The following is a 24,627-nucleotide window of genomic DNA, read 5'->3' on the forward strand; positions in this document are numbered from 1 at the left end:
CTTCAGACGCTCATCCCTGATTCGACTGGCGCTGCTTCGGCATCCATGCCTCAGCCACGTTATTTGCGCCAACGGCTTTCGGCGACACCGAGGGGAATTTGGTGCAACTCTGCAATCATAGCGTTGCTTGAAATTGCTTATATACCCACAGATATACGCCTATTTCCCAGGCACAGGTGGAACTGTCACCTTCCGAGCCAGGGATGGCGAGGCCGAGGCCGTTCTCGGACGTCCTGTCCTTCACTGCATTCAGGCTTCCTGCCTATCCGCACCGCAGGTGATGGGCTACATAGTGGCCGGAAACCCGGCAAGCGCCTAATATGCAACTTTAGGCTGAAAACTATGGTATGGCGTAAAAAACAAAGGCAGCGGAATGCTGCCTTTGGGATCAGAAGATTGAGCGGCCAACGGCCAGCCTGAGTTGCTCCAGCGCTGCCGTTCCGGCGAGTGAGTTGCCGCTGCGGTCAAGCTCCGGCGACCAGACACAGATGGACATGTCACCGGGGATCACGGCGATTATACCACCACCGACACCACTCTTGCCCGGCATGCCGACCCGGTAGGCAAACTCACCGGCGCCATCATAAAGCCCGGATGTAGCCAAAAGCGCATTGAGTCTGCGGCTCTGCAGCGGTGATATCAGCTCTTTGCCATCCATTGCCTTACCGCCTTGGACCAGATACATCATGGCCCGGGAAAGATCGGCGCAGCTCATTTTCAAGGCGCAGTAATGGAAATAGCTTCGCAGCACAGTATCCACATCATTGTTGAAGTTACCGAAGGACTTCATCAGATAGGCAATCGCGGCATTGCGGGCACTATGCTGATACTCGGAATCGGCCACCACCTTGTCGTAGCAGATATGCGGATTACCCGCCAAACGGCGAACCACTTCCAGCATTCTGTGCTTGGGCGCTCCGAGGCGGCTCTGCAGCAAGTCGGCTATGACCAGCGCACCGGCATTGATAAAGGGATTACGGGGAATGCCGCGCTCCAACTCCACCTGCACCAGAGAATTAAATGAGTGACCCGACGGCTCTTTGCCTACCCGGCTCCAGATTTCGCTTTCTTCATAGAGTGTCAGCGCCAGTGTCAGGCTGAACACTTTGGAAATACTTTGAATGGAAAAAGGCTCTAAATAATCCCCTGCCCCCACTGTGGTGCCGTCGGCCATGGTGACGGCAATCCCCAGCTTGTTGGCATTGACCCGGGCAAGGGCCGGAATATAATCCGCCACCTTACCCTGGCCAATCAGAGGGCGAACCCTGTCGAGCACCTGCTCAAGCAAGGCCTCGTCCGGGATTAACTCCACCAAATGTCGTACAGCTCAGTAACTTCCAACTCGCTGATTGGCTGAGCTTCCCAGAATGCCTTGACTGCGCTTCTGTCATCTTCGGTGCACTTGCCAATTCTTTGGGTGGCAATAATGCCTTCCCATTCTCTGTGGCCGCCACCGTGGAAGCCCAAGCCTCTAGGTTCTATGACTTCATCAATAAAACGGTCGACCAGGGGATCTATCTGTTCCTCCGACACAGAGTCGGCAAAACGCCAACTAACGTCAAATCCCAACTCCTGGAATTCATCAACACGCAACTTCTTGCGCAAACGACGACTGCGAATAGCCATACTGCTTCTCCCTCAGGTGTAATTACTCTGTACGTTCGAACATCAGATCCCAAACACCGTGACCCAGGCGCTGACCGCGGGCCTCGAACTTGGTCAACGGACGGTAATCCGGGCGTGGCACTACAGTGCCATCGCTGGAAAGGTTGCGATAGCCAGGGGCTGCATTCATCACTTCCAGCATATGCTCGCTGTAGTTTTCCCAATCGGTAGCCATGTGGAACACACCGCCAATTTTCAGTTTACGACGCACCAACTCGGCAAAGGCCGGCTGCACTATGCGGCGCTTGTGGTGGCGTTTTTTGTGCCATGGGTCGGGGAAAAACAGCTGCAGCCGCGCCAGAGAATTATCGGCAATGGCATGCTCCAGCACTTCCATGGCATCGTGATGGAATACTCTCAGGTTGGTGACTCCGGCTTCGCCGGCATCGGCAAGACAGGCGCCCACACCAGGCTTGTGCACTTCGATACCGATAAAGTTAAGCTCGGGGGCTTCCTTGGCCATGGTCACCAGTGAGGCACCCATACCAAAACCTATCTCCAGCACTGTGTCTGCCTCACGAGCAAAAACGGCGTTCAAATCCAGCGGCTCTGGGGAATAATCCAGCCCCATGCTGCCCCAATGCGCTTCTATGGCCTGGGCCTGGCCCTTGGTGAGGCGCCCCTCACGCAGCACAAAGCTTCTTACTTTGCGCAGATACTTGCCTTCTTCGTTAAACTCGGCCGTTGTGACTTCGCTCATTTTTGCCCCTAGAGAGGTTTGAAAAAAGAAGGGCATTATCCAAAGTTCACCATACAGTGCAAGCCCTGATGCTGAAAAAGTATACCAACAATCCACAAGAACGAAATAAGTCAATCATTTGGGGGCATCAATCTCCTTGTTTCGCCCCTTGGCTGCGGCTACACTGCGCCGATGAATAAAACAGCCTCTTTCGCAGAACGTATCGTAAAATGGTACGACTTGAATGGTCGCAAGACTCTGCCATGGCAACAGCAAAAGACCCCATACAAAGTATGGATTTCTGAGATTATGTTGCAGCAGACCCAGGTCGCGACTGTTATCCCCTACTTCCAAAAATTCATTGCCCGTTTCCCTGATGTCGTCAGCCTGGCCAATGCCGACACGGACGAAGTGCTGCATCTGTGGACAGGTCTGGGCTATTACGCCCGCGCCCGTAACCTGCACAAGGCCGCCATCAAGGTGCGTGATGAGTTCCAAGGTGAGTTTCCAACCGACTTTGACTCGGTGCTGGCACTGCCGGGCATTGGCCGCTCAACCGCAGGTGCGGTACTGTCGCTGTCTTTGGGGCAACATCACCCCATATTGGATGGCAACGTCAAACGGGTACTCGCCCGCCACGGCGCCATAGAAGGTTGGCCCGGGCAAAAGGATGTGGAAAACCAACTCTGGCAGCTGACCGAAGCGCTCACGCCCAAGGCCGAGATCCAAAAATACAACCAGGCGATGATGGATATAGGTGCCACCATTTGCACCCGCTCCCGCCCCGCCTGTGACCAGTGCCCGGTCGCCCGCGATTGCAAGGCGCAGCTAATGGGGCGCCAGGGCGAATTCCCCGGTAAGAAGCCGAAGAAGGCGATTCCGGCCAAAGAAGCCTGGCTACTGGTGCTGGAACACAATGGCGAGATCTTGCTGCAGCAAAGGCCACCCGCCGGGATCTGGGGCGGCCTCTGGTGTTTCCCCGAGTTCAGCAACAGACAAAACCTGCTGCAAGCCGCCAAAGAGTTGGGGCTTGCAGAGCACAGCATCACAGAGCTACCCGGTTTTCGTCACACCTTCAGCCACTTTCACCTGGACGCCCAGCCTATGCTGCTGCGGCTAAAGAGCAAAGTAGTCACAGACATGCTGCTGGACCAAGGTCACAGCGCCCAGAGTAAAGACAGGGTAATGGAACCCAAACCCTGTCTCTGGTATAACTTAAACCAACCTTCCCGGGTGGGACTGGCCGCTGCAACAGAGCGGGTATTGGCCAGCCTGGAACCGAGTCTGACCAAGGAGTAAACATGGCACGCACAGTTAACTGCGTCTATCTCAAGAAAGAAGCCGATGGCCTGGATTTCCAACTGTATCCCGGCGAACTCGGCAAGCGCATTTTCGACAATATCAGCAAAGAGGCCTGGGGCCTGTGGCAGAAAAAACAGACCATGCTGATCAACGAAAAGAAACTGAACATGATGAATGTCGATGATCGCAAACTGCTGGAAGAGCAGATGGTCGCCTTCCTGTTCGAAGGTCAGGAAGTACAGATTGAAGGCTATGTGCCACCGGCAGAAGATGAATAAGCCGCTGTAGCTGTAGCGAGCGAAATGAGAAAAGGCCCTTAATGGGCCTTTACGTTTAATCGTCTTTCATCATTATGGATGCGTGTTTAGCTCTGTGGATAGGAGATTAATTGATACCTTGCTCGTACTGAGCGACCATATCATTTATAGAGCCCAAACACTGAAATAGCTCTTCACTATGCTCTTTCAGCTTTGTGTAATCTCGGCAATTTAAATATTTATATGTTTTGCTTGATAATTTTTTAACAAGCTCACTCAACATCTGAGGAGATTTTGTTTCAGAGTTATCAGCCGCACATAACTTATCCAGAATTCGAGCATCACCAGCCAAACTTTTAATAATGGATTTAAACTGGCTCTCTTTACGTCTTATTGCGTCTTCAGTGCTCTCAGCAAGAGTTTTCTTTTTACCCAAATAAACCTGTAGCAAAGGTATGTGAAGTAAATTAGCAGCTGATTCAAGTTTACTTTCGTAAGTAAGCAGCAAATTATTAAACTCGGTTACTTTTGTAAATCTGGCTGCACTGTGTAGTTGTCTTCGCCAACTATCAACACCTCGTAATGCGGCATAGGCGCCAATAAAAGCTGCAAGTGCGGTCAATACCTGCCCTAGCTCAACTAATGTTTTTAAAAACGGCTGCAAAGATTTTATAAAATGAAAGAAGCAAGCCACTAAAACAAACACAACGACAAAAAGCACTACTTTTTTCCATGCACTGTTGTACAACTTTTCTATGCGTATCACTTTGCTTCCTCACAGAATCTACAAGTTTCATCATTTTACCATGAAACATGTTTAAACCCGTTTAAATCCACCATTAAATAATTAAATGGGTCTAAACCTCCGTGTTCATGACAGCTCCGCTCAGGCGTTTTGACCGGATTGTTCAACTTACCCTATGATATTGCCAACATGATGCACTCATTACTCAGCCATTAAAGGAAGGCCCATGCCAAACGATGCCCCAACGTTCCCACAACGAATACTCTCCGTGTTCGCCACCACAGCGTCCTATCTTATTGCCGTTTCAATGTTATTGGCATTGAGCTTGTTCATCCTCAATTTGTATTTCACACAGCTTGGTTGGCCATTGGGTAATAAAGAAGACTTTGGCGCCTTTGGTGACTATATCGGCGGCACGCTGAACCCGATCCTAGGTTTTATCACGGTCGTCTTACTTATCTGGTCACTGCGAACCCAACAAAAGGAACTCGCATTGACCCGCCAAGAGCTGGCAGATACCAAGCGAGAGACAGAGCTGAGCCGCAAGGCGATGCAAGCACAGGTCAAGCATTTAGAGCGAGAAGCGAAACTGAATGAACTGATGCGGATGCTGGACGGTGTTCGCTCAGATAATAGATTACTGCTTTCCAAACGTCCCCAGTTTCAAAGCTATACTTGTCAAGTAGGCTTTGACGTCGAGGTAAATCCAAATAGTTATGAAGAACTGTTAATAATCAAAGCCTATGAAATCCAGGATGATGACCGTATATATGTAACTAGCGACTTGTATAATTCCAGTGAAGATACCCGAACTTTAGTGAGTATTTACAATAAGACTGTTCTCCAACTCAGGCTAGTTAATAAATATATTGAGCTATCACCAAGCAAGGAGCTTGCTGACATGCATTACAGGGAACTCGAATTTCTTTTATCTGGTTTCCAAATCCTTTGCCCTGACATAATCGAGCAATATGTAAAACACATGTTGGACCGACTAAAATTAGCCCGCAGATAGCCACTCACTCAAAATCGCCATCACCTCTCCCTCATCCTCACCACTCAGGCCCAGGAACGGGCGGGAAGCTCCCCGGGGATCATGCTATTGGGTGAAGTAGTGCCACCGAATTGCTGTATGGCGGCATAGACCAGCTCCAAACCATTGTCGCCTGCCTGGCATAGCAACTGCTGCTGCAAGATATCGTTAAGCCGTAGAGGCGTAGCTTTATTGCACGGCTTTAATGGTGATAGCGTTGAGAGGCGCGCTGCGAACCGTTAACGCTATCCTACTCATGAACAGCGAAGGCCACACCTGAACAAGCTCAAGTGTGGCCTGCAAGCTTATAAGAAGCTATTTACTCTGCCGCCGCCCCAGCAGGATAAAGCCCGCAGCTAACAGGGAAGAGATAAAGATATACACGGCTATGGTGGCCGAGGTTCCGGGCGGGATCAGCTTTATCAGCACACTGACCATCAGGCTTAAGTACAGGCTTTCCAGCGCATAATAAAGCGCCGTTGCCAAACCCGCCGAAGCGGAGAAGGCGTGCAGCGCGCCGTTGGCCGAGACTGCACAAGTCAAGGCAATATTGACTCCAATCAGGTACATGGGAAGCATAAAGCCCAGCAGGGTAACGCCAAAGAGCCACTCGCACAGATAGAGGATAAGCCCACTGACAAATAGCCCCGCCAGCCCTCGAAACACTGTGCCGCTGATTCCCCAACGCCCAACCAAAGGCTTGACGAACCTGGTGGTCAGTACCATCACAATCGCCACCGAGCCGAACCAGAGGCTGAACTCGAGTTTACTCAGGCTCAAGGTATCCATCAGCACCGAGGGCGAGGTGGAAAAGTAGGCGAAGAAGGTTCCCATTGCCGTTGCATAAGCCAAGGTATAACCGATAAAAGTCTTGGACCCCAGGATGGTGAACAAGCTATTGAAACGAAACGGCTGGGTTTTGGCCGGCCGGGTTTCTGGCCATTTAAACACTGTGTGCACGGCAACCACGGCAGCGAATATTCCCAGGAAGTAAAATATGCCCTGCCAATGCCACTGCTTTTCTATCAAGGCGCCCAGAAACGGAGCCACTGCCGGTACACAAGCCAACACTGAACCCATGATGGCGTAAACGACTACGCCTTCTTCCCTTTCTGCAAATACATCTCTGACCGTGGCAAACGCCGCAACCAATAGTGCAGACGCGCTCAGCGACTGTAACAATCTCAGTCCCAGAAAGTAATCGAAGTTCGGACTTAAGGGAATAGCCAGGCTGGACAATGAGTACAAGACAGCGCCAATAACGACTATCGGCCTTCTGCCAAACTTGTCCGAGAGGGGGCCAAACAGCAATTGCCCAAGGCCTAGGAGTGCCATATACATGGTCAGCGTCAGCTGAACCAGCTCCCTTCCTACCTTGAAACTTGTGCCGATGTCATTCACTGCCGGAAGGTATAAGTCCATCCCCAGTGAAGCAAGCAGATCGAAAGGTACCAGAAGTACCAAAGAGTATAAGAATGAGTAATTCCAGATATTGTTTCTATTCATTTTCGCGTCCAATTATTGCTAAGAATCTATTCAAGCGATAATTGGACTGCCTTCACTGCTCTCTTCATAATCTAACCTCTATTTTGCGGCGCCTTCGCGCCCGCATGACTATAGCGCCATGTTTGAACTCTGCCAAAGAGCAGCAAACCGGCCGGCGCATATTGGCACAAATAATCTTGGTCTGCCACAGCCAAATAACGAACGCCATGTCCGCTGTTTTCAGGCCGGGCGCACCTCTATCGATAGCGCTTCCTCGGCCGTTGGCACCTCAAAATAGGCACTCACCTGCCGAAAGACGGTTTCATTGTCGAAGGCTGCCCGCTCCGGGCATTGAACTCTTCTGAGTGCCAGACGCTCGAGACACAACTCATCATCTGCCTCTAAATAGACCAGCAGATGCTGCGCTCCGGCCACCTCGGCCAGGGCCTTGAACCCATGACGCTGCACTGCGGTATTGGCTGGGAAGTCCAGCACCACATCGACACCGCAACCGAGTAAGGCCTGAATATGTGCGCTCATAACAGGTTTGAGCCGGGCCGAAAACTTGAGATAGTCGCCAAAGTTTTGGATCTCTTGTGGGAAAAGAGCGGCAAGCCACTGATCTTCACTGATACAGACGGCGCGCCGCTCTGAAGCCAACTCTTGCGATAGAGTCGACTTGCCCGCGCCCATCTTGCCGCAGAAAAAGATTAAGGTACCCACTTGATTCATGCCTGTGTCTCCCTTTGAAACTGATAACGATTCTTTACCAATTGCCCCAACAGCAACTGTGATGACACCAGCTTCAAGTTCACAGAACCAGGCAAGGTATCAAATAGCCGGATCCCGCCCCCCAGCAACACAGGCACTGTGGTAATGGTCAGCTCATCGACCAGAGCGGCGGCAATAAAGGAGCGAATAAGAACGCCGCCATCGAGATAGATGTTGTGGTACCCCTTTGCATGCAAGGCGCTGAGCATTTCAGTTGCCGAGCCGCAAATTAACTCGGCTTTGCCGGCAAAACCCTCCGGTAATTGCTTGAGACTACTACTGGCAACAAATACGGGTTTATCGTAGGGCCAGGCATCGAAGGCGGCCACCACTTCAAAAGTGTTGCACCCCATGAGCAGAGCATCGACCGAAGCCATAAACTCGGCAAATCCCAGATCGCTGCCCTCCGGGTTATCTATTGCCGCCAACCAATCAAGCTCACCATTGGGTCCGGCAATAAAACCATCCAGACTCTGGGCCATATACACCCTATTTTTCATCTAACTACTCCTTCAGGGAAGGTGCGAACAAGTCCCATGTGTGCTCTGCGTCGGCTTACAGGCCTGGATGCAAGGCGTGGTTCGCCGCAAATGGCTTAGTCCTTTACAAGAAACACAACACAGCAGACAGGCCTGTAAGCCACGCCCTTTGGGGCTTTCACAGCAACCGGCTCTCTGCGTTATCCGACTTCGACAGGCCCCGGCATGCCTTCAGTCAGATGCCTTGAACGCCAATTGCTGTGCAAGCCAGAGTGCCACAAGGACTTATTCACACCTTCCTTAGCTCCGAACTCAATAACAGAAAGCCCTGTCGATTATTTTCCCTAAGACTCAAAACTGAGCCGATAGGGCCTGTCGATTGCCTCTCGCAGATCCGCCAGAGAAAATACCCGCTGCAACTCGGCAAACTTTTCGCCGTCAAAATAGACCTGCACCACGGGCAGACTGAAGATACTCATCTGGGCGGATAGCTGCTGGCCAGCGCCCTGACAATCGATATAGGCCGCCTGCAATAGTGGATACTCGTCGGCCAACATGGCGCTTATTCTGGGCTTCAACGCCTGGCACACGCCGCAATGCTCGCCGCCGAACAGCAGTAATACCGCGGGTTGGCTTTCGAGCAGTTGTTTAAGCTGCTCAAGGGTTTCGATATTCAACATGGTTTCAGCTCACAACGATGCGGCGGCCCCAGGTACCCGGGCTCTATTGTTTGTATTGGCGCTCATTGTGCCATATCGGCGCTAACTTTCGGTGACTTTCGCTGCCCGTTTGTGGGCCAAAGAAAAAGGCGCCGACGGCGCCTTCTGTAAAAACTATTGTGGGTTACTGCTTGACCCCTTCAACCACCAGGTCGAGTTTGACGTGAGTGGAAGCCGGGCCCAGATCGGTAGTAATCTTGTAATCCTTGAGGGCAAACTCGGTAGAGCCGATAAACCCGGCGCGGTAACCACCCCAAGGGTCCTGCCCTTCACCGATAGCCTTGGCATCTATGGTCAGCGGCTTGGTGACCCCATTGAGGGTAAAGTCACCGGTGATCGCCAATTCGCCATTCCCTTTGTCCTCCACCTTGGTGGACTTGAAGCTGGCCTTGGGATACTTGCCGGCATTGATGAAGTCGGCTGAACGTAGGTGCTTGTCCCGCTCGGCATGGTTTGAATCCAGGCTTTGGGTGTTGATGGTCACATTCACCTTGGCATCTGCCGGGTTGGCCTTGTCAAAACTGAAGCTGCCTTCAAATTCGTTAAAACGCCCGACCACAAAGCTGTAGCCAAGATGGTTGACTCTAAAGTTGATAGAGGCATGGGCGCCCTGGGTATCAATCACATAGTCGGCGGCATTCACGGTGCAAGGCAATAACAGCGCACTGCCAAGCAAACCGGCAAACAGGGTCTTTTTCATTTTGCTATCCTCTCTTGAGTTTAATCATCCTGACGAGTGTCTGATCTTTATCGATAAAATGGTGTTTCAGCGCAGCCAAGGCATGCAGCACCACCAGGGCTATCAAGCTATAGGCGGCGTATTTATGTATCGCCCCGGCGATATCGGCCTGATTGTTAAACAGCTCACCGACACCCGGCAGCTCAAACCAGTCAAATACCGCGATACCCCGGCCATCAGCGGTGGAGATCAATATGCCGCTCAACATAATTAGCAGCAGCAACAGGTAGAGTCCCCAATGCGTCAAACAGGCCGCCTTCTGCAGTAAAGGCTTGTCCGGTATCGCCTGTGGCGACGGGCTCAGCAGTTTCCACAACAATCTGACCAGGGTAAGCGCCAACAACAAAATGCCGATACTCTTGTGCAGATGCGGCCCCTTCTGATACCAGGCACTGTAATAGGTCAAGTCAACCATCCAGTAGCCGAGCCCAAACAGGCCTATCACGGCAATGGCCGATAACCAGTGGCTCAAAATGCTGACAAGGCCGTAGCCCTGACGAGTGTTGGCAAGCATTTTCTATCCTTAAGCTGTGTCTTAAGCACATCATATGGAGGCTAAATGAAAACTAAAATCATTAAATATTGGCCATTTCTTTCGAAATTTTAGAAAGTAGGACAAAAGGTGGGCTTAAAGAGCCACAGTGATGCGGGTAACACGGCAGATTGCGGCGAAGATAGTTTGATGCAATAGGCGGCCTGCTGGCTTTTCAAGCGATATCAGTTTGATTTCAGCTCAAAAAGACCAATTCTGAGCATTAACTGAGCGAACACAGGATTTATGCGGAAAAAGCACTTGCAGGAAAAAATTCAGAACTATATTATACGCGCACTCCGAACGACACGGGCCTCAACTCCCGGTTCGAAGTAGATGACTGACACTCAGTTCAGTTGCCCGAATAGCTCAGTTGGTAGAGCAGCGGATTGAAAATCCGCGTGTCCCTGGTTCGATTCCGGGTTCGGGCACCACAATTTAGCCGGCATAGCTCAGTTGGTAGAGCAACTGACTTGTAATCAGTAGGTCCCGAGTTCGACTCTTGGTGCCGGCACCATGAAACAACAAAAACGCCACTCACTGAGTGGCGTTTTTGTTTATATCATTCCCGCTGACTTCAGCCATGGTTTGACCCGATTTCTGCGGCAGACCGCCCTTTCCCTCTCTCTTTGCGCTAACTCATGGCTTAACCCCAAGCCGCTTTGCTTAAGCATAAAAAGCCAGCTAACCTTAAGGATAAACACCAGAAAAGGTCATTTTAATGCTTGAAGGAACAGCAAGTTATGAAATTCACTCCTGCAATAACTGCCTAAACCAAAAGGAGTTGGGGTTTGATTTCTCAATGGCTTTTCAACCCATAATAAACATCAAAAATAACAGCGTGTTTGGCTATGAAGCACTGGTTAGGGGATTAAACAATGAGGCGGCAGGCCAGGTATTTTCCAAGGTCAACGACCACAACCGCTATATCTTTGATCAGATGTGCCGGATAAAAGCCATCTCGCTGGCCTCGCGACTTGGCATAGACTCCATGTTGAGTATCAACTTTCTCCCCAATGCCGTATATAAACCCGAGCGCTGCATTCGAACCACTCTGGAAGCGGCCAGAAAATACAACTTCCCTACCGAGAGGATCATGTTTGAATTCACTGAGGTAGAGAAGATTGAAGACAGCAATCACGTTAAACGTATTGTGGAATGCTATCGAGCCCTGGGCTTCATAACCGCCATAGATGACTTTGGTTCCGGGTATTCAGGGCTGGATCTGCTGGCAAATTTCCAGACCAATATCATAAAGCTTGATATGGCGTTAATCCGGAGTATAGATACAGACAAAGTTCGCCAATCGATAGTGACACATTGCCTGAGCATGTTTCAGGATTTGGGCATCATCCCTTTAGCCGAGGGAATAGAAACCCAAGGAGAATGTTTTTGGCTCAAAACAGCAGGAATCGAACTGATGCAGGGCTACCTTTTTGCCCACCCGGGTTTTGAGAGCTTGCCCCAGGTCGATTTCTCCAATCTCTAAGCCACAGGTTTGTAGTGCACTCCCTATTTATGGGGACTTGTGCCTCTATCAAAAACCAAACACAAACTACATCTATACACGCCTTTCAGCCTGAGTAATTTTTGCTACCGTAAATTTCAATAGAAAGATCATTGCCTTATGATTCTTGCCAATTATTCAGGGCGAAGACAATGGGTAGCGTAATAACACTTGATGGTTATGCTCAAAGATTTAAGTGGGTAAATGCCATAGCTCACTTCCTGGATGATGGGTTTAAAAACCAGCGTATCGCCAGTACCTCAAGCTGTAACCGGGTTAACTCCAATCCCCCTTCGCGAACTCGATATTGATAGTGGTCAACGCCTTTCGACTGCGGTGAAAAAGCCATTCGGGTTTGAGCCAGCCGTCATTGACTTCTTTATGACACAAGAGCTGTTTTGGGTTCAATGTGACTGAGACATCAGATAAAACGAGGTCCCCGAGCCAAAAGGCTCGGGGAATTGAAGCAAACGGCTATTACCGCCCATGAGCAGTTAAGTCACCAAGGAGGGCTAAACTCTCGCAGTTACCAACTGCGCATCTTATGGCCTTTCAGCGCATAGAAGAGGATAAACAGATAACAGGGCAAGCCTATCCAGTAACCCAACTGCACATTGTCACTGAAGTGGGCAATCTTGCCGAATATCAGCGGCAGTATGGCGCCACCTGAAATACCCATGATCAGCAGCGCCGAGCCCTGGGCCGTGTACTTGCCCAGCCCTTCCAGCGCCAGCGGCCACACAGAGGGCCAAACCAGAGCGTGAGCCAGGCCCATCATGGCGACGAAGGTGACTGTATCCGGAATAGTTGGAATACCGCTCCACCCCCACAGCAGCGACGAGATAGCATGGCTCTCGGCCGATGAGAAGATGATGCCAAAGATGCAAGCAATACCCGCCAAGGCCGAGGCGAGCAAAGCCTTTTCCTGGCTGATAAAACGTGGAATACAGCTAACCCCCAAGAGGTAGCCGATAACCATAAACACCATGGTGTAGGAGGTCAGGGATGCGAAATTGTTGACGTCTAGGCTGGCACCATAGAGACCTATGGTATCGCCGGCAATCACTTCAACCCCCACATAGGCAAAGATGGCTATGGCGCCAAGGATCACCTGAGGGAAATGCACTATACCGCTCTTGTCGGCGTGCTCTCCCTCTTCTCCCTCGAAGGCGATTTCAGGCAAAGCAGAAAACTTCACCAGTGCGATCAGTACCACAAGCGCCAGCGTCATATAGATATAGGGCATCACCAGACGTGAAGACAGTTCGCTTATTTGGGCTTCTCGCTCGGCCGGGGCCATGGCAGCCAGATGCCCGGCGGTGAACCCTTCCAGATCAGCCAATACCAAAGCGGTAAAAAGAATAGGCACTATCACCCCGGCACCCTTGTTAATCAGCCCCATGATGGAGATCCGCATGGCGGCGCTCTCCTTAGGACCAATATGCACCACATAGGGGTTGGACGCCGTCTGCAAAATGGTCAGGCCGGTTCCCAGTACAAAAAGCGCCAACAGAAACATTAAAAAGTTGGCGCTGAAGGCGGCGGGAATAAACAGCACAGAGCCGACTGCCATGATCCCCAGCCCCACCGCCATGCCATTGCGATAGCCGGTGCGACGCAGGATCGACGACATGGGCAGCGCCATCACGGTATAGGCGATGTAGAAGGCAAAGGTGACAAACAGTGCCTGAAACTCATTGAGCTCACAAATGATTTGCAGAAAAGGGATCAATGAACCATTCAACCAGGTCACAAATCCAAAGATAAAAAACAGCGCACCTACGATAGTCATAGGCAGAAAACTGCTTCTTGAGGCTGCATCAGCCGGGGTAGCAACTGTCATGTTCATAAACCTGCTTCTTATAGTAATTTATTGTTTGGCAACCAAATTTATCGGCGCCCCATCCATCTTGAGTGGTGTTTAACGCTTGAAACCTTGATGCCGCGGCAGCTTTATACACGGCTTTGTTTCAATAAAGTTACGTCATAATAACAAAAAAGACAACGCTGTCATTAATTTTAAACCAGGCATATGGCCGCTTGTTCGCCTCACTTAGGCAAGCTAAGGAAGGTGCGAATAAGTCCTCGTGGCACTCTGGCTTGCACAGCAATTGGCGTCCAAGGCATCTGACTGAAGGCATGCCGGGGCATGTCGAGGTCGGATAACGCAGAGAGCCGGTTGCTGTGAAAGCCCCGAAGGGCGTGGTTTACAGGCCTGCCTGCTGTATTGTGCTTCTTGTAAAGGACTAGGGCCATTTGCTGCGAACCACGCCTTGCATCCAAGCCCGTAAGCCGACGCAGAGCACACATGGGGCTTGTTCGAACCTTCCCTAAGCCTCAAACCCGAATAAACAACTGCCTGCGATACATCCACCAGAGCAGCAACCATTGCACCCCGAGCATGGCCAATACACCAAGCAGTGGCTGCCAGTTCTCGGGGGCGCTATTGATAAAACCGCCAAACAGACTTTCGCTGCTATAGCGCCACTGAACCAGACTGGAAGCGAGATAGATTATGATGGCGTTGCAACCAATCACCACAAAGGGGAAACCCAACCAACGCAGCCCAAGCACATCGATAACGGCGTAGAACAGTGCCAGCAGCAACAGGCTCCAGCCGCTGCTCACCAGCACAAAACTGCTGGTCCAGAGATCTTTATTAACCGGGATCAGAGGATTAAGCAGCCAGCCAAGCCCCAAACAAACCAGCCCGGCCAGACACAGCAAACCCACCCTGCCCCAGGCTGAAAAACTTTGCTGCTGCAAAAAGCGGCCCACAAACACACCGGCCAAAGCATTGACCACTGCGGGAAGGGTCGATAACAGGCCTTCCGGATCATAAGGCTTATGTTGGTAGCTGATCCCGGGCAGGAAATGACTGTCTACCCAGGCATTGATGGAACCGGCGGCGCTAAAGTCCCCGGCACTGCCGCCCGGGACCGGCAGCCACAGCTGCACCATGGCGTATCCCAGCAAGATAGCGACTGCAACATAGATCTGGGTTCTGAGCCCTGTGTGCCACACCAGCATGGCGGCAAAAAACCAGGCGAAGGCGATACGCCCCAAGACGCTGGCATAGCGTATCTCATCCAGGGCCGCCGGCATGCCCGTCCCCCAGCCGTGATTGTAGAGCACGCCAAAAAACAGCAGTAAAGCCAAACGCTTAACTGCGTGCTTATATTTTGGGAGTCGCTCGGCAAACGCCAACTTGTCCAGACGCTTGGGAGACAAACCCAGGGCAACGCCGGAGAGGAAGATAAACAGCGGGAAGATAAGATCGTAGAAGGTAAAACCATGCCAACTGCTGTGGTGCATCTGGCCATCGAACCAACGCCAGCCACTCCAAGTAGTCAGCAGCAAGAGGGCGGCAAACAGCGCTTCACCGCCAAGGATCCAGAACATGTCAAAGCCCCGCAGCGCATCGAGCGACATCAGCCTGGGCTTGTTGGCGGTCTCAGTTACCGCCGCTATCTTTTCAGTCATAGGGCTTCCCTGTTGTTATTATCTTTATCCGGGTAAAAGCTGCACTGCTTATGTGAAGAGGGTTAATCGCGTTCTTGGCGCAACGGCTTATTTCAGCACACTCTTTCCTCGGCGGCGTAAACCAATTGACCGCCGATATAGGTGTTTTGCACCTTGAGTTCATTATCGAGCACCAGAAAATCGGCACGTTTGCCCGCAGCCAAGTGGCCTTGCTGCTCGAGTCCAAGAAATGCCGCCGGATACTCGCTCGCCATCCGTATGGATTCTTCAACACTGAGCCCCAGCAGAGAGACAGCGTTTCGCACCGCGGTATTCATATCCAGCACACATCCGGCCAGCTCTCCTGTGATGGCGTTGAGTCTGTCGCCCTGGCGCAGCACTTGCTGGCCAAAGAGCTCAAAACTGGCATCTTGATCCAACCCCACGGGTGGCATGGCGTCCGTCACCAAGAGCATCTTGCCTTTGGCCTTGGCGCGGATGGCCACCTTGGCTGCGGCAGGATGCACATGGTGACCATCGACGATAAGGCCACACCAACTGGCCTCGTCCTCTATGGCGGCGCCCACCATACCCGGTGCTCTGGAGCCCAAGGGCGACATGGCGTTGTAGAGGTGAGTAAAACCGCTGGCACCGGCCGCCAGGGCCGAACGCACGGTATCATAATCGGCGTTGGAGTGACCTAGACAAACACGGACACCGGCCTCGACCAAGGCACTGATAACCTCAGGCGCCACATTTTCCGGTGCCAGGGTCACCAAGCGAACACCCAAGTCCTGACGGCTGAATAATACCAGCTCGGCATCGGAAATTCGGCGGATATATTGCTGTGGATGCACGCCTTTCTTCGGCACAGACAAGTGCGGCCCCTCAAAATGTATCCCCAACACCCCTGTGCTTTGCCTGGCTATCGCCTCGGCCACCGCATCGGCCGCGCGGTTCATCACTTCGATCCTATCGGTGATCAGGGTCGGCAAAAAGCCTGTGGTGCCGAACCTGGCGTGGGCCCGGCCTATGGTTGCGATACACTCGAGCGTAGGCTCGCCGTTAAACAGCGCGCCGCCACCGCCATTGACCTGCACATCGATAAACCCGGGTACAACCAAGCCTTGCAGGCGGATAGCATCTGAACCTGCCGCAGAGCCCAAGGCCTGCAGATTACCGTTCTCCACGGCAAAGCTCAGATTGTGATGATATTGCCTGCCATCGAACAAGCGCTCGGCGATAAAGGTTTGCGTCATTCTCTGCTCTCCACTGCGTTGTCCCGTTTAGGCACGTCGGCCACTTTAATCAAAGGGTTTGGGTGACTTTCTTAAGCCCGGCCGGTTGATCCGGATCTATGCCTCTGGCTATGGCCACAGCGGCCACATCGATATAAAAACGCTGCAGCAATGCCAGAGGCGCGACTCTGGGATGAACCTCATTGGCGGTTTGCTTGAGGTGAACCAACTCAGCGCCGCGGCGCCCGACTTCGGCTATCTGCTCAAGATGGCTGGCATAGGATTCATCGGCCACACAGACATCGACTATTTTGAGGTGGTTCTCCACCAGGGTCACAGGGCCATGGAGAAATTCGGCGCTGGAGAAGGCCTCGGCATGGATAGAACAGACCTCCTTGAGTTTGAGCGCTATCTCTTTACTAATGGCATAACCCAATCCTCGTCCCAGCACTACCAGATTGTTGCTGTGTTGCAAAGATTCGGCAGTCAGTTGAGGCTCTGCATCCACAGCCGCCTGCAGCGCCTGGGGCAATTCATCTAAGGCGCGGGCCAACTCAGGGCTCTGGGTCCAGGCAGCAGCCAGTTGCAGCAGCGCCGACAGGGTAGCCAAATAGCTCTTGGTGGCGGCCACCGCCTGCTCCTCTCCGGCGCGAAGCGGCAATACAAGATCGACTATGTCCTTAATGGGGGCGGTTTCATCATTGACCAGCGCCACGCAAAAGGCACCGGCTTCGCGGGCCATCTTGGCCTGGGCCAGAATATCCGGGCTGCGTCCCGACTGAGAGATGACTATCACCAGACCACCGGCCAACTGCAAGCGCTTGCCATAGACACTGGCCACCGAAGGCGCGGCGGCAAAAGTAGGCACACCGGCCTCTATTTCAAACAGATACTTGGCAAATACCCCGGCGTGATCGGAAGAGCCGCGACCCACAATCATCACAAACTTGGGAGCAAACTCGCGCAGCCGCTGCCCCAGTTCTCGGGCTAACTGGTCATTGGCCTGCAACTGGTTGGCAATCTTCTCGGGAGCACTGCGAGCCTCGCGCTCCATTATGGTATGGGTCATGGTTTCACCTTTGCTAAGTCGTATGCGCCGGCATCGGCCGGACGGGCTGAAAATTGCGAGTCTTGATGTTGGTGCATGGCAAAGTGCACGGCACCGATTTCCGGTGGCGCCAACACGGGGGCGATTCGTTCGACCACATCGTCGGCCAGCCAGGGCCTGAGCGGCTCGGCCAGGCCGCCTATCATGGCAAATCGCGGCGGATTGAGTTCAAACAGGCGCCGTGCCAACCGGCTGATATAGTCGGCACCTTCGCTGACTATAGCGGTAGCGGTATCATCGCCCTCGGCCGCACAGGACAGCACTATTCTCGCCAGAGCGGCATAACAACTGGAGGAGCGTCCGGCGAGGTTTTCCACTATCCCCAGGGCATCGGTCACCCCGAAATGGGCCAGCAGTTTGGCGCCAAGGGCTGTTTGCGGCGCAAAACCATCGAGCGACAACAACACCTGCTCCGCGGCTTTCAAGCCCATCCAGGCGCCGCTGCCCTTATCGCCCAGAGCAAAGCCATGACCACCGAGAGACAATTGCCGTTCGCCCACATGGGCATAACCACAGGAGCCAGTACCTGTGATGATGACGGCACCATCGTCCCCTTGGTGGGCGCCTATGCAGGCGGTATGCAGATCTGTGGTCAGGTACATGGCGGCAAAGGGATGCCTCCAATCGAGGATCTCCTGATAAAGCCTGGGAATATTGACACCGGCAAGCCCGAGACCGGCCACCATATTGGCGCAATCGGCTTGCCGCAGACCGGCATCGGCCAGGGCCAAACCTGTAGCACTGATGATGGAGTCGAAAGTTTGGCTCAGACCGTGCAAAGGATTGGCCCGACCGGCAACTCCGGTTCCCAGCACACCCTTTTGCCGGCAGTAGACGGTTGCCCGGCACTTACTGCCGCCGCCGTCTATCCCTATATACACTTGTGCATCCGGTGTCGGGTTTTCCCCCATGGCAGACCTCTTTCTGTTTCTTTTATGGTCACGGCGCAATCTGGTGCGGCGGAACACTGACAAATCGCTGCAGTAAGGCGCCTTTCAGGATTAACCCGGTGACATTCCACTGAGCGGACTCAAGTTAAAGCAATCGTTAACCATGTGGTTAAACTAATGTTACATCAAAAATGACAGCGTTGTCATTTATTTTTAATCAGCAGAAATCAATAGACTCATGGCTAGGACTTTGACTTGATTAATATATTGAAAATTAACCAATAAATACTCAGTAAGCCGCTATATTTGAGCGACTCAAACTTCCTTAACCACTCTTAAACGCCACTCAAGCCTTAAAAACAAGTCAGGCATTAAAAGTGAGCCCGGCATTAAAAATAAGTCAGGCAGCGTGGCTGGCGTTATCTGTTAACGCCAGCCCACATCAGTACCTGCTTAAAGACTAATTCAGTGGCTGAACCCGGCTATAGCGGCGGCCATCGGGTGAGACAGTGCGAAGCTCAAGCGGCGCTGCAATTGCCACAGGGCCGCGATACTCCTGCCACTCAGCTCCTGGTAGGCGATATTGGATCTTGAGCCCGGGAAAGATGATATTGGCCTCAAGCTTGCCATCCTTGATTCTGCCGCCCGGCAGCGGCAAACGGTAATGCACCCCGGCCTTATCCAGCTTGGCCAGCTCCTTATGCCCCAGGATGTTGGCCAGTCGATGCCAATCCTCTGCCTGCGCCTGTCGCTGCTCGGCAACGAAGTAACCGGAATCCTGGCTGTAACTTGCCCCCTGATGCCGGTAAGCCAGTTCCCAGTCCGGCTTATGCCAGGCCTTTTCCGCCAAAACCAAGAGGCGAGGGAAAATCATATAGGCTGCGGTCGTGTCGCTGCGAATCGTCTCGCTCCAGAGTTGCCCCTGCAGGCCAATAAAGCCCCTGCCCGGCGCCATTGGGCCGCTGAGACGCTTTCCTTGTGGGCTGAGTTGCTCTGTGTCATCGGCAATAAAAGGCCTGGCCTCAATATCGCCCCACTGCTCGGCATTGGCCGGCAGGTTATCCGGCATAAAGCTGTGCAACTTGCGACTGTTGCTGCTGCGGCTGGCCCAGTAATAGCCGGGCTCTTTCGGATCGGCCGCCGGCGGCATATCGAAATAGAGTACTTCCGGGTTGGACAGCACAGTATCCCAGCCGAGATTGGCCTGGGCATGCGCCCGTTTGAAGCCGCCGTGGGCGACTATGTCCCAGATATTACTTTGCACCGGGCTCGGCATATTGGCCGGGTTGACGTGACTCATGCCATCGCTCCAACCGGCCGCCTCTATGCCGCGCTCGGCCAGCATCTGCGATACCCGCTCAATAAAGTAGGCGCCGAGGGCAGATTTGTCGGCCACCCGCTGCGAATTGGCCGCAATAAAGCGTTCACAGGCCGGCGAGTCGAGCCAGGCACCGGCGGTCTCATCGGCACCTATGTGGTAGCGCTTAAGCGGTACTCCGGCGGCCTGATGCAGCTTGGCAATTTCATCTATCACCTTGGCGACAAAGGTGTAACTGGACTCCATACAGACATTGAGCGTGTTGTCGTTGTAGTACTGAATGGAGCTGTAGACAGTGGCATCCTCGGGATCCGCCAGCAGATATTGGCTGGCGGCCTGACTGTCGCCCTGAGCCAATAGCTTGCGGCTACGGGCCCGCATCGATTTGATAGCGGCGCGGGAGTGCCCCGGCATATCCATCGACGGGATCACCTGGATCTGTCTTGCGGCGGCAAACTTGAGAATATCTATATAGTCCTGGGTCGTGTAGTACCCGTTGACTTGAGTCTCAGGATTGGGGCCACTGCCCAGTTGCGGCAGCAAACAGCGGTTTTCATCGAGATCGTGGCAGCGTTTGCTGCCAATCTCGGTCAGCTCCGGCAGACCGGGGATCTGCAGGCGCCAGCCTTCGTCGTCGGCCATGTGCAGATGCAATACGTTGAGTTTATAGGCCGCCATCTGCTCCAGCAGGTTCAGCACAAACGCCTTGGAATGGAAGTTGCGGCCAACATCCAGATGCATACCGCGAAACGGGTATCTGGGGCCATCTTGAATGCGCAGCTGTGGCAGTGCTATTGATTGGGTATCATCGGCAGGCAACTGCAGCAAGGCGGCAAGACTCGCCAAGCCATAGGAATAACCCGCGGCGTCTGCGGCGGCTAGGTTAATTCCGCCGGCCTCAATCTCGAGTCGATAGTGCTCGCTTTGTCCGCCCTTGAGCGGCAGCAAGTTAAGCGCCAATCCTTGCTCACTCTGGCTGACACCCAGCCTTTGTAGGCGCAAGAGCGCCGCCTCAAGTGATTGCAGCTCGACTCCGTTAGCTATGTGGATCGGGTCAAGCTTAATCCCGGCATTGAGGGTGACAGGTGTTTTTTCAAGCCAAGTCACTGAATCCGGCTTAGGAATAAGGCTTGCCACCGCAAGGCCGGCATCATCGGGAGTATCGGTATTTTGGCCGAAGACGACACTGGCGGTATCCCAGGGCAGCTTATCCTGTGAGCTGCGGCGATATTGTTTCTCGGCATCCGTGTAAGGCTGCACATAGGGAAGCAACTCAAGCCCGGTATCCGGGTCTTGCTTAACTTCAGTGCTGGCGATGACCTCCGGCTTGAAACCCTCAACCACCATGTAATAGTTGGGCATGGCATCGATTTCCGACAGCTGCCACAGCTCACCGCGAAAATTGATGATTTCGCTGACACCCTTTTTGAAACCGCCGAAGGCGGCGGTTGGCGTCAGACGATGCAGATCGCCCTGAATATGCTCTATATGAAACTCAGGTGAGGCAACCGAGAGTACCGGACGCATCTGGCTAAAATAGATGGCCCAGTCAGAAGCGCTGAGATCTTCGCTCGGAGTCAGGCGAATTTGCGCCTGGAAACAGCGGCCTTCGGCACGGCTCGGGTCGCAGTTGTCATCCGGCACATTGGACAGCACGGCATATTTCAACTGCAAACTCTGGGCAAAGCTATGCAGCTTATTCTGAGTCAGATCTTCGTTCGAGGCTTTTGACGAAGAACCGGCTTGGCTCTGCCCTGGTTCAGTCCCGGTTGCCGGCGGCTTGTCAGAACAAGCCGTCAGCCCCAAGCTCAAGGCAATGGCTAACGCCGCGATAGTTAACTTCATTCCGTTACTCTCCTGTCCTTATTATTGTTTTCACCATGATGCCATATTCCCTGTCGACTCAAGCAGTGGCAGTCACCTCAACAAGCTATGTTGAGTGACAACCGGGATAAAAAAATGGCCAGGTACTGAAATCAGCACCCAGCCCACTCTAGTTTCCGGGGAGAGACTACAGTATTGAAAACACAGTTGCGCAGCCGCCCGACAGATACTCAACTGTGGAAGGCATGTAAAGGAGACCTCATCCTCGACATGCAGACCTTACAAGACAACATGGCCATAGACACAATAGTCACACAAGTAATGACAACGCTGTCATCGATAAACATACACAAGTACAAACCTTATTTCTACATTTTTTTGACAATTTTTATTTCCCCAAGCCCTCTTGAAAACAGCGCTTGCGAACATATTTTTAACAATGACATCCAGTTTGACCACTGTTAACATCCGCAGCATGCTTGGGGTCACAAGCCAATAAGTCTCAAGCTGAACTTTTTTACTGGTTTGCGGTACTAATACAACCGAAGAAGCGGTTCTGGCGCCGATATTTCAGTGACGATTTATTTTCCGGTGCGTCAGTTGATTGGCTGACGGAACCTCAAATAACAACAAGGATAAAAAGACAATGACAGCACAATACGTCCCGCTCAACAACGGCGCACACAAGGCTCTGAAAGTCACTCCAGGCATAGATTTCAGCGAATTTGAGAAGCACCATATGTTGCCTTTGCTGGTGCAGGAATTTTTGCCTGCCGCCACCAGTTTCCCGATCATTTTCGCCAAGAACAGCCAAAGTGGAGATTTCCAGCCGGTTGCCATCACCTCTCTGAAGCCTGAGAGCAACTGCTTTATCAAGGACAACACCTGGACCCGACGTTACCTGCCAATGCAGTGCCGGATGCAACCTTTTGCCGCCGGAGACTCCAGCCAGGAAAATGTACTTATCGGTATCGATGTCAACAGCAAGCATGTCAGCGAAGACAAGGGCGAATCCCTATTTACCGAAACCGGTGAGCAGACCGAATTCCTGAAAAACCGCATCGAATTTATCGGCAACCTGATTGAGTACCGTGAAATCACCAAGCAGTTCGTCAAGACCCTGACCAGCCATGAATTACTGCAACCCAAGACTCTGACAGTAACCAACAAACAGGGTGAAAAGAGCAATATAGATGGCCTCTATATCGTCGATGAGCAAAAGCTCAACGCCCTGAGCGATGAGGTTAAACTGGAATTTGCCAAGCGCGGCGTCTACTCACCGGTTTATGCTCACCTGTGTTCACTGAACCAAATCGACTTGCTGCTGGATTAATCCCAATACAGAGATCAGAAGGTTGCCTTGGCAGCCTTTTTATTGGCTCACTGTCTTACCTGTGCAAGGGGCCGCACTAGAAAGGGGAGTAGGTACAATTCTTCCCAAACAGAGTCATTGGAAGCTACAGATATACACATATATTTCTGGCACAGACGGAACTGTGACAGTCGAAAACAGGGCCGAATTTTGTTCCAGACAAATTCGGCATACACTCCATATATGGACCCATCCCGTTTGCAAGACATTTGATTTCAATTTGAGAAGAGTTCATTGCACCCATATATTCGGCCTGTTACTGAGTTAAATCTCTGGCCCTGATGGATATGTGCTTCTACTTTCCTCATCATCCTTGCGGCTTCACGATGAGCCTATGGATTCAACAGGTTTTAAGTAGAACAGTCTGACTGTCTCATCATCAAATCAATTGTCACCGCAACTTGGTGATAGGTTGGCATTATCTTACTTCACAACCTGATTTATAAGCTTCATGTCGCCGGCCGATACGTTTCTTCTTTGGCCGCTATGACCCAGGCAATTCTGGCAAGCTTGTTGGCTACTGCAACGCAGGCGCGATTAAAGCCTCGACGCTCCACGAGGGCCTTCGCCCACAGGCTGAGCTTATCGGTTTTGTGCTCGCAGTGACGCAAAATGGACCTGGCACCATGAATGAACAAGGTTCGTAGATAGGCATTGCCTCGCTTACTGATCCCCAGCAGATTATCCTTGCCGCCACTGCTGTGCTGCCTGGGCACCAGACCGCACCAAGCTGAAAAATGGCGGCCATTGTGAAATGCCTTCCCCTCCCCAACAGCGGCATAAAATGCCGTCGCAGTGACAGGACCAACCCCCAAGACGGTGCCTAATCGTTGGCAGATAGGATTATCAGCATTTTCCTGCAATACCTGCTTTTCACACCCTTTCAGCCTGTTCTCAAGTTCGACAAACTCATTATACAGTCCATGGAAAATCGCTCGACCTTTGGCTGTGAGTGCATTCTCACCGTCTTCCAAAATGTCGGGCAATTGACTGCGAAAGGCCGTTTTTCCCTTTGCCAGCACGATGCCATATTCGGCCAACATGCCTCGAACCTGATTCACCAAGGCGGTGGTTTGCTGTGTGAGTCGCTCACGAACCCTGTGCAACATCTGCACATCTTGTTGTTCGATAGATTTGGCGGGCACGAAGCGCATGTTTGGTCGCTGAGCCGCCTCCGCTATGGCAAGGGCATCGTTGTAGTCATTTTTATTTCCCTGCCGATAGGGAATGACATATTGAGGAGGGATCAACTTAACCTGATGACCAAGGGCAGTAATTTCCCTGTTCCAATAGTGAGCGCCACCACAGGCTTCAATCGCGACCAGGCAAGGTTCCAACTTAGCGAAAAAACCGAGTACTTCTTTTCGTTTAAGCATTTTCTTGCGCACCAGCTTACCTGCTTTGTTGACCGCAACAGCGTGGAACACCAACTTTGCGATATCCAAACCGATGGTTGTAATCTTCATAGTGGACCCATCCTCTTTCCAGATGACTTTCAACAA

General features: G+C 52.3%; 23 protein-coding genes and 2 tRNA genes. 7 read left to right on the top strand and 18 right to left on the bottom strand.

Annotation, left to right across the window (positions count from 1 at the left end):
* Positions 1-388: 388 nt before the first annotated feature.
* The 3 genes from glsB to trmB are packed head-to-tail and all read right to left on the bottom strand — an operon-like array spanning position 389 to position 2,365.
* Positions 389-1,303 (bottom strand): glutaminase B, encoded by a 915-nt coding sequence (glsB, locus tag ACMHXI_RS10585; RefSeq protein WP_144438023.1) that lies wholly within the window; start codon positions 1,301-1,303, stop codon positions 389-391.
* Positions 1,303-1,626, bottom strand: a complete 324-nt coding sequence (locus tag ACMHXI_RS10590; RefSeq protein ID WP_025009472.1) for a YggL family protein — start codon at positions 1,624-1,626, stop codon at positions 1,303-1,305. Before ACMHXI_RS10590 ends, glsB begins: the two co-directional genes overlap by 1 nt.
* A gap of 22 nt (positions 1,627-1,648) precedes the next feature.
* A complete protein-coding gene (gene trmB, locus ACMHXI_RS10595; RefSeq protein WP_025009473.1) occupies positions 1,649-2,365 on the bottom strand; it encodes a tRNA (guanosine(46)-N7)-methyltransferase TrmB in 717 nt (238 codons plus the stop codon).
* A 171-nt stretch (positions 2,366-2,536) separates the two neighbouring features.
* Here trmB and mutY point away from each other — a divergent pair, with 171 nt between their 5' ends.
* Both mutY and ACMHXI_RS10605 read left to right on the top strand, forming a co-directional pair.
* Entirely contained in the window at positions 2,537-3,643 is a 1,107-nt protein-coding gene (mutY, locus tag ACMHXI_RS10600) for an A/G-specific adenine glycosylase (RefSeq protein ID WP_025009474.1), read from the top strand.
* Between the two features lie 2 nt (positions 3,644-3,645).
* On the top strand, positions 3,646-3,924 hold the full coding sequence (locus ACMHXI_RS10605; RefSeq protein ID WP_039034915.1) for an oxidative damage protection protein: 279 nt from the start codon (positions 3,646-3,648) through the stop codon (positions 3,922-3,924).
* Positions 3,925-4,030: 106 nt separating this feature from the next.
* On the opposite strand, the gene ACMHXI_RS10610 is transcribed toward ACMHXI_RS10605, so the two are convergent.
* Positions 4,031-4,669 carry a hypothetical protein gene (locus ACMHXI_RS10610; protein ID WP_146508531.1) on the bottom strand — a complete coding sequence of 213 codons (639 nt, stop codon included), beginning with the start codon at positions 4,667-4,669 and terminating at the stop codon, positions 4,031-4,033.
* Between the two features lie 205 nt (positions 4,670-4,874).
* Between ACMHXI_RS10610 and ACMHXI_RS10615 the strand changes: the two genes are divergently transcribed.
* Positions 4,875-5,663 carry a hypothetical protein gene (locus tag ACMHXI_RS10615; RefSeq protein ID WP_413734895.1) on the top strand — a complete coding sequence of 263 codons (789 nt, stop codon included), beginning with the start codon at positions 4,875-4,877 and terminating at the stop codon, positions 5,661-5,663.
* 44 nt (positions 5,664-5,707) lie between these two features.
* Here ACMHXI_RS10615 and ACMHXI_RS10620 read toward each other — a convergent pair whose 3' ends face one another.
* The 7 genes from ACMHXI_RS10620 to ACMHXI_RS10650 all read right to left on the bottom strand — a co-directional run bounded on the left by ACMHXI_RS10620 (position 5,708) and on the right by ACMHXI_RS10650 (position 10,388).
* Positions 5,708-5,842, bottom strand: coding sequence for a hypothetical protein (locus tag ACMHXI_RS10620; RefSeq protein ID WP_258286935.1), 135 nt, complete (start codon positions 5,840-5,842; stop codon positions 5,708-5,710).
* 154 nt (positions 5,843-5,996) lie between these two features.
* Entirely contained in the window at positions 5,997-7,187 is a 1,191-nt protein-coding gene (locus ACMHXI_RS10625) for a multidrug effflux MFS transporter (RefSeq protein WP_413734898.1), read from the bottom strand.
* 219 nt (positions 7,188-7,406) lie between these two features.
* Complete coding sequence (locus ACMHXI_RS10630) at positions 7,407-7,898, bottom strand: AAA family ATPase (RefSeq protein WP_301561275.1); 492 nt, start codon at positions 7,896-7,898, stop codon at positions 7,407-7,409.
* On the bottom strand, positions 7,895-8,437 hold the full coding sequence (locus ACMHXI_RS10635) for a dihydrofolate reductase family protein (RefSeq protein WP_413734900.1): 543 nt from the start codon (positions 8,435-8,437) through the stop codon (positions 7,895-7,897). The genes ACMHXI_RS10630 and ACMHXI_RS10635 overlap by 4 nt, the downstream gene beginning before the upstream one ends.
* A gap of 323 nt (positions 8,438-8,760) precedes the next feature.
* Complete coding sequence (locus ACMHXI_RS10640; RefSeq protein WP_025887540.1) at positions 8,761-9,096, bottom strand: thioredoxin family protein; 336 nt, start codon at positions 9,094-9,096, stop codon at positions 8,761-8,763.
* Positions 9,097-9,259: 163 nt separating this feature from the next.
* Positions 9,260-9,835 (bottom strand): YceI family protein, encoded by a 576-nt coding sequence (locus ACMHXI_RS10645; RefSeq protein ID WP_129979793.1) that lies wholly within the window; start codon positions 9,833-9,835, stop codon positions 9,260-9,262.
* 4 nt (positions 9,836-9,839) lie between these two features.
* Complete coding sequence (locus ACMHXI_RS10650) at positions 9,840-10,388, bottom strand: cytochrome b (RefSeq protein ID WP_413734903.1); 549 nt, start codon at positions 10,386-10,388, stop codon at positions 9,840-9,842.
* A gap of 376 nt (positions 10,389-10,764) precedes the next feature.
* Here ACMHXI_RS10650 and ACMHXI_RS10655 point away from each other — a divergent pair.
* The 3 genes from ACMHXI_RS10655 (at position 10,765) to ACMHXI_RS10665 (ending at position 11,895) form a co-directional block, all read left to right on the top strand.
* Positions 10,765-10,840 (top strand) — tRNA-Phe (locus ACMHXI_RS10655).
* 7 nt (positions 10,841-10,847) lie between these two features.
* Positions 10,848-10,923, top strand: a tRNA-Thr gene (locus ACMHXI_RS10660).
* Positions 10,924-11,127: 204 nt separating this feature from the next.
* Entirely contained in the window at positions 11,128-11,895 is a 768-nt protein-coding gene (locus ACMHXI_RS10665) for an EAL domain-containing protein (protein WP_413734905.1), read from the top strand.
* A gap of 544 nt (positions 11,896-12,439) precedes the next feature.
* On the opposite strand, the gene ACMHXI_RS10670 is transcribed toward ACMHXI_RS10665, so the two are convergent.
* From ACMHXI_RS10670 to ACMHXI_RS10695, 6 genes are all read right to left on the bottom strand, one after another.
* Positions 12,440-13,756, bottom strand: coding sequence for a sugar MFS transporter (locus ACMHXI_RS10670; protein WP_025009482.1), 1,317 nt, complete (start codon positions 13,754-13,756; stop codon positions 12,440-12,442).
* Positions 13,757-14,250: 494 nt separating this feature from the next.
* Positions 14,251-15,396: a transmembrane glucosamine N-acetyltransferase NagX gene (gene nagX / locus ACMHXI_RS10675; RefSeq protein WP_208184516.1), complete on the bottom strand. Its 1,146-nt coding sequence runs from the start codon at positions 15,394-15,396 to the stop codon at positions 14,251-14,253.
* A 92-nt stretch (positions 15,397-15,488) separates the two neighbouring features.
* On the bottom strand, positions 15,489-16,634 hold the full coding sequence (gene nagA / locus ACMHXI_RS10680; RefSeq protein ID WP_208184515.1) for an N-acetylglucosamine-6-phosphate deacetylase: 1,146 nt from the start codon (positions 16,632-16,634) through the stop codon (positions 15,489-15,491).
* A 49-nt stretch (positions 16,635-16,683) separates the two neighbouring features.
* The gene (gene nagB-II, locus ACMHXI_RS10685; RefSeq protein ID WP_208184514.1) at positions 16,684-17,682 is read right to left on the bottom strand and encodes a glucosamine-6-phosphate deaminase NagB-II; all 999 of its coding nucleotides are present in this window, start codon (positions 17,680-17,682) and stop codon (positions 16,684-16,686) included.
* Positions 17,679-18,632, bottom strand: coding sequence for an N-acetylglucosamine kinase (gene nagK, locus ACMHXI_RS10690; protein WP_208184513.1), 954 nt, complete (start codon positions 18,630-18,632; stop codon positions 17,679-17,681). Before nagK ends, nagB-II begins: the two co-directional genes overlap by 4 nt.
* 439 nt (positions 18,633-19,071) lie before the next feature.
* A complete protein-coding gene (locus ACMHXI_RS10695) occupies positions 19,072-21,774 on the bottom strand; it encodes a family 20 glycosylhydrolase (protein WP_208184512.1) in 2,703 nt (900 codons plus the stop codon).
* 625 nt (positions 21,775-22,399) lie between these two features.
* On the opposite strand from ACMHXI_RS10695, the gene ACMHXI_RS10700 reads away from it, so the two are divergent.
* The gene (locus tag ACMHXI_RS10700; protein WP_208184511.1) at positions 22,400-23,086 is read left to right on the top strand and encodes a SapC family protein; all 687 of its coding nucleotides are present in this window, start codon (positions 22,400-22,402) and stop codon (positions 23,084-23,086) included.
* Between the two features lie 488 nt (positions 23,087-23,574).
* Here ACMHXI_RS10700 and ACMHXI_RS10705 read toward each other — a convergent pair whose 3' ends face one another.
* Positions 23,575-24,591: an IS110 family transposase gene (locus ACMHXI_RS10705; RefSeq protein ID WP_039034405.1), complete on the bottom strand. Its 1,017-nt coding sequence runs from the start codon at positions 24,589-24,591 to the stop codon at positions 23,575-23,577.
* Between the last annotated feature and the right edge of the window lie 36 nt (positions 24,592-24,627).

The organism is Shewanella sp. BJSY2023SW005, assembly GCF_047314585.1.
GTDB classification, from domain to species: Bacteria; Pseudomonadota; Gammaproteobacteria; order Enterobacterales; family Shewanellaceae; genus Shewanella; species Shewanella algae.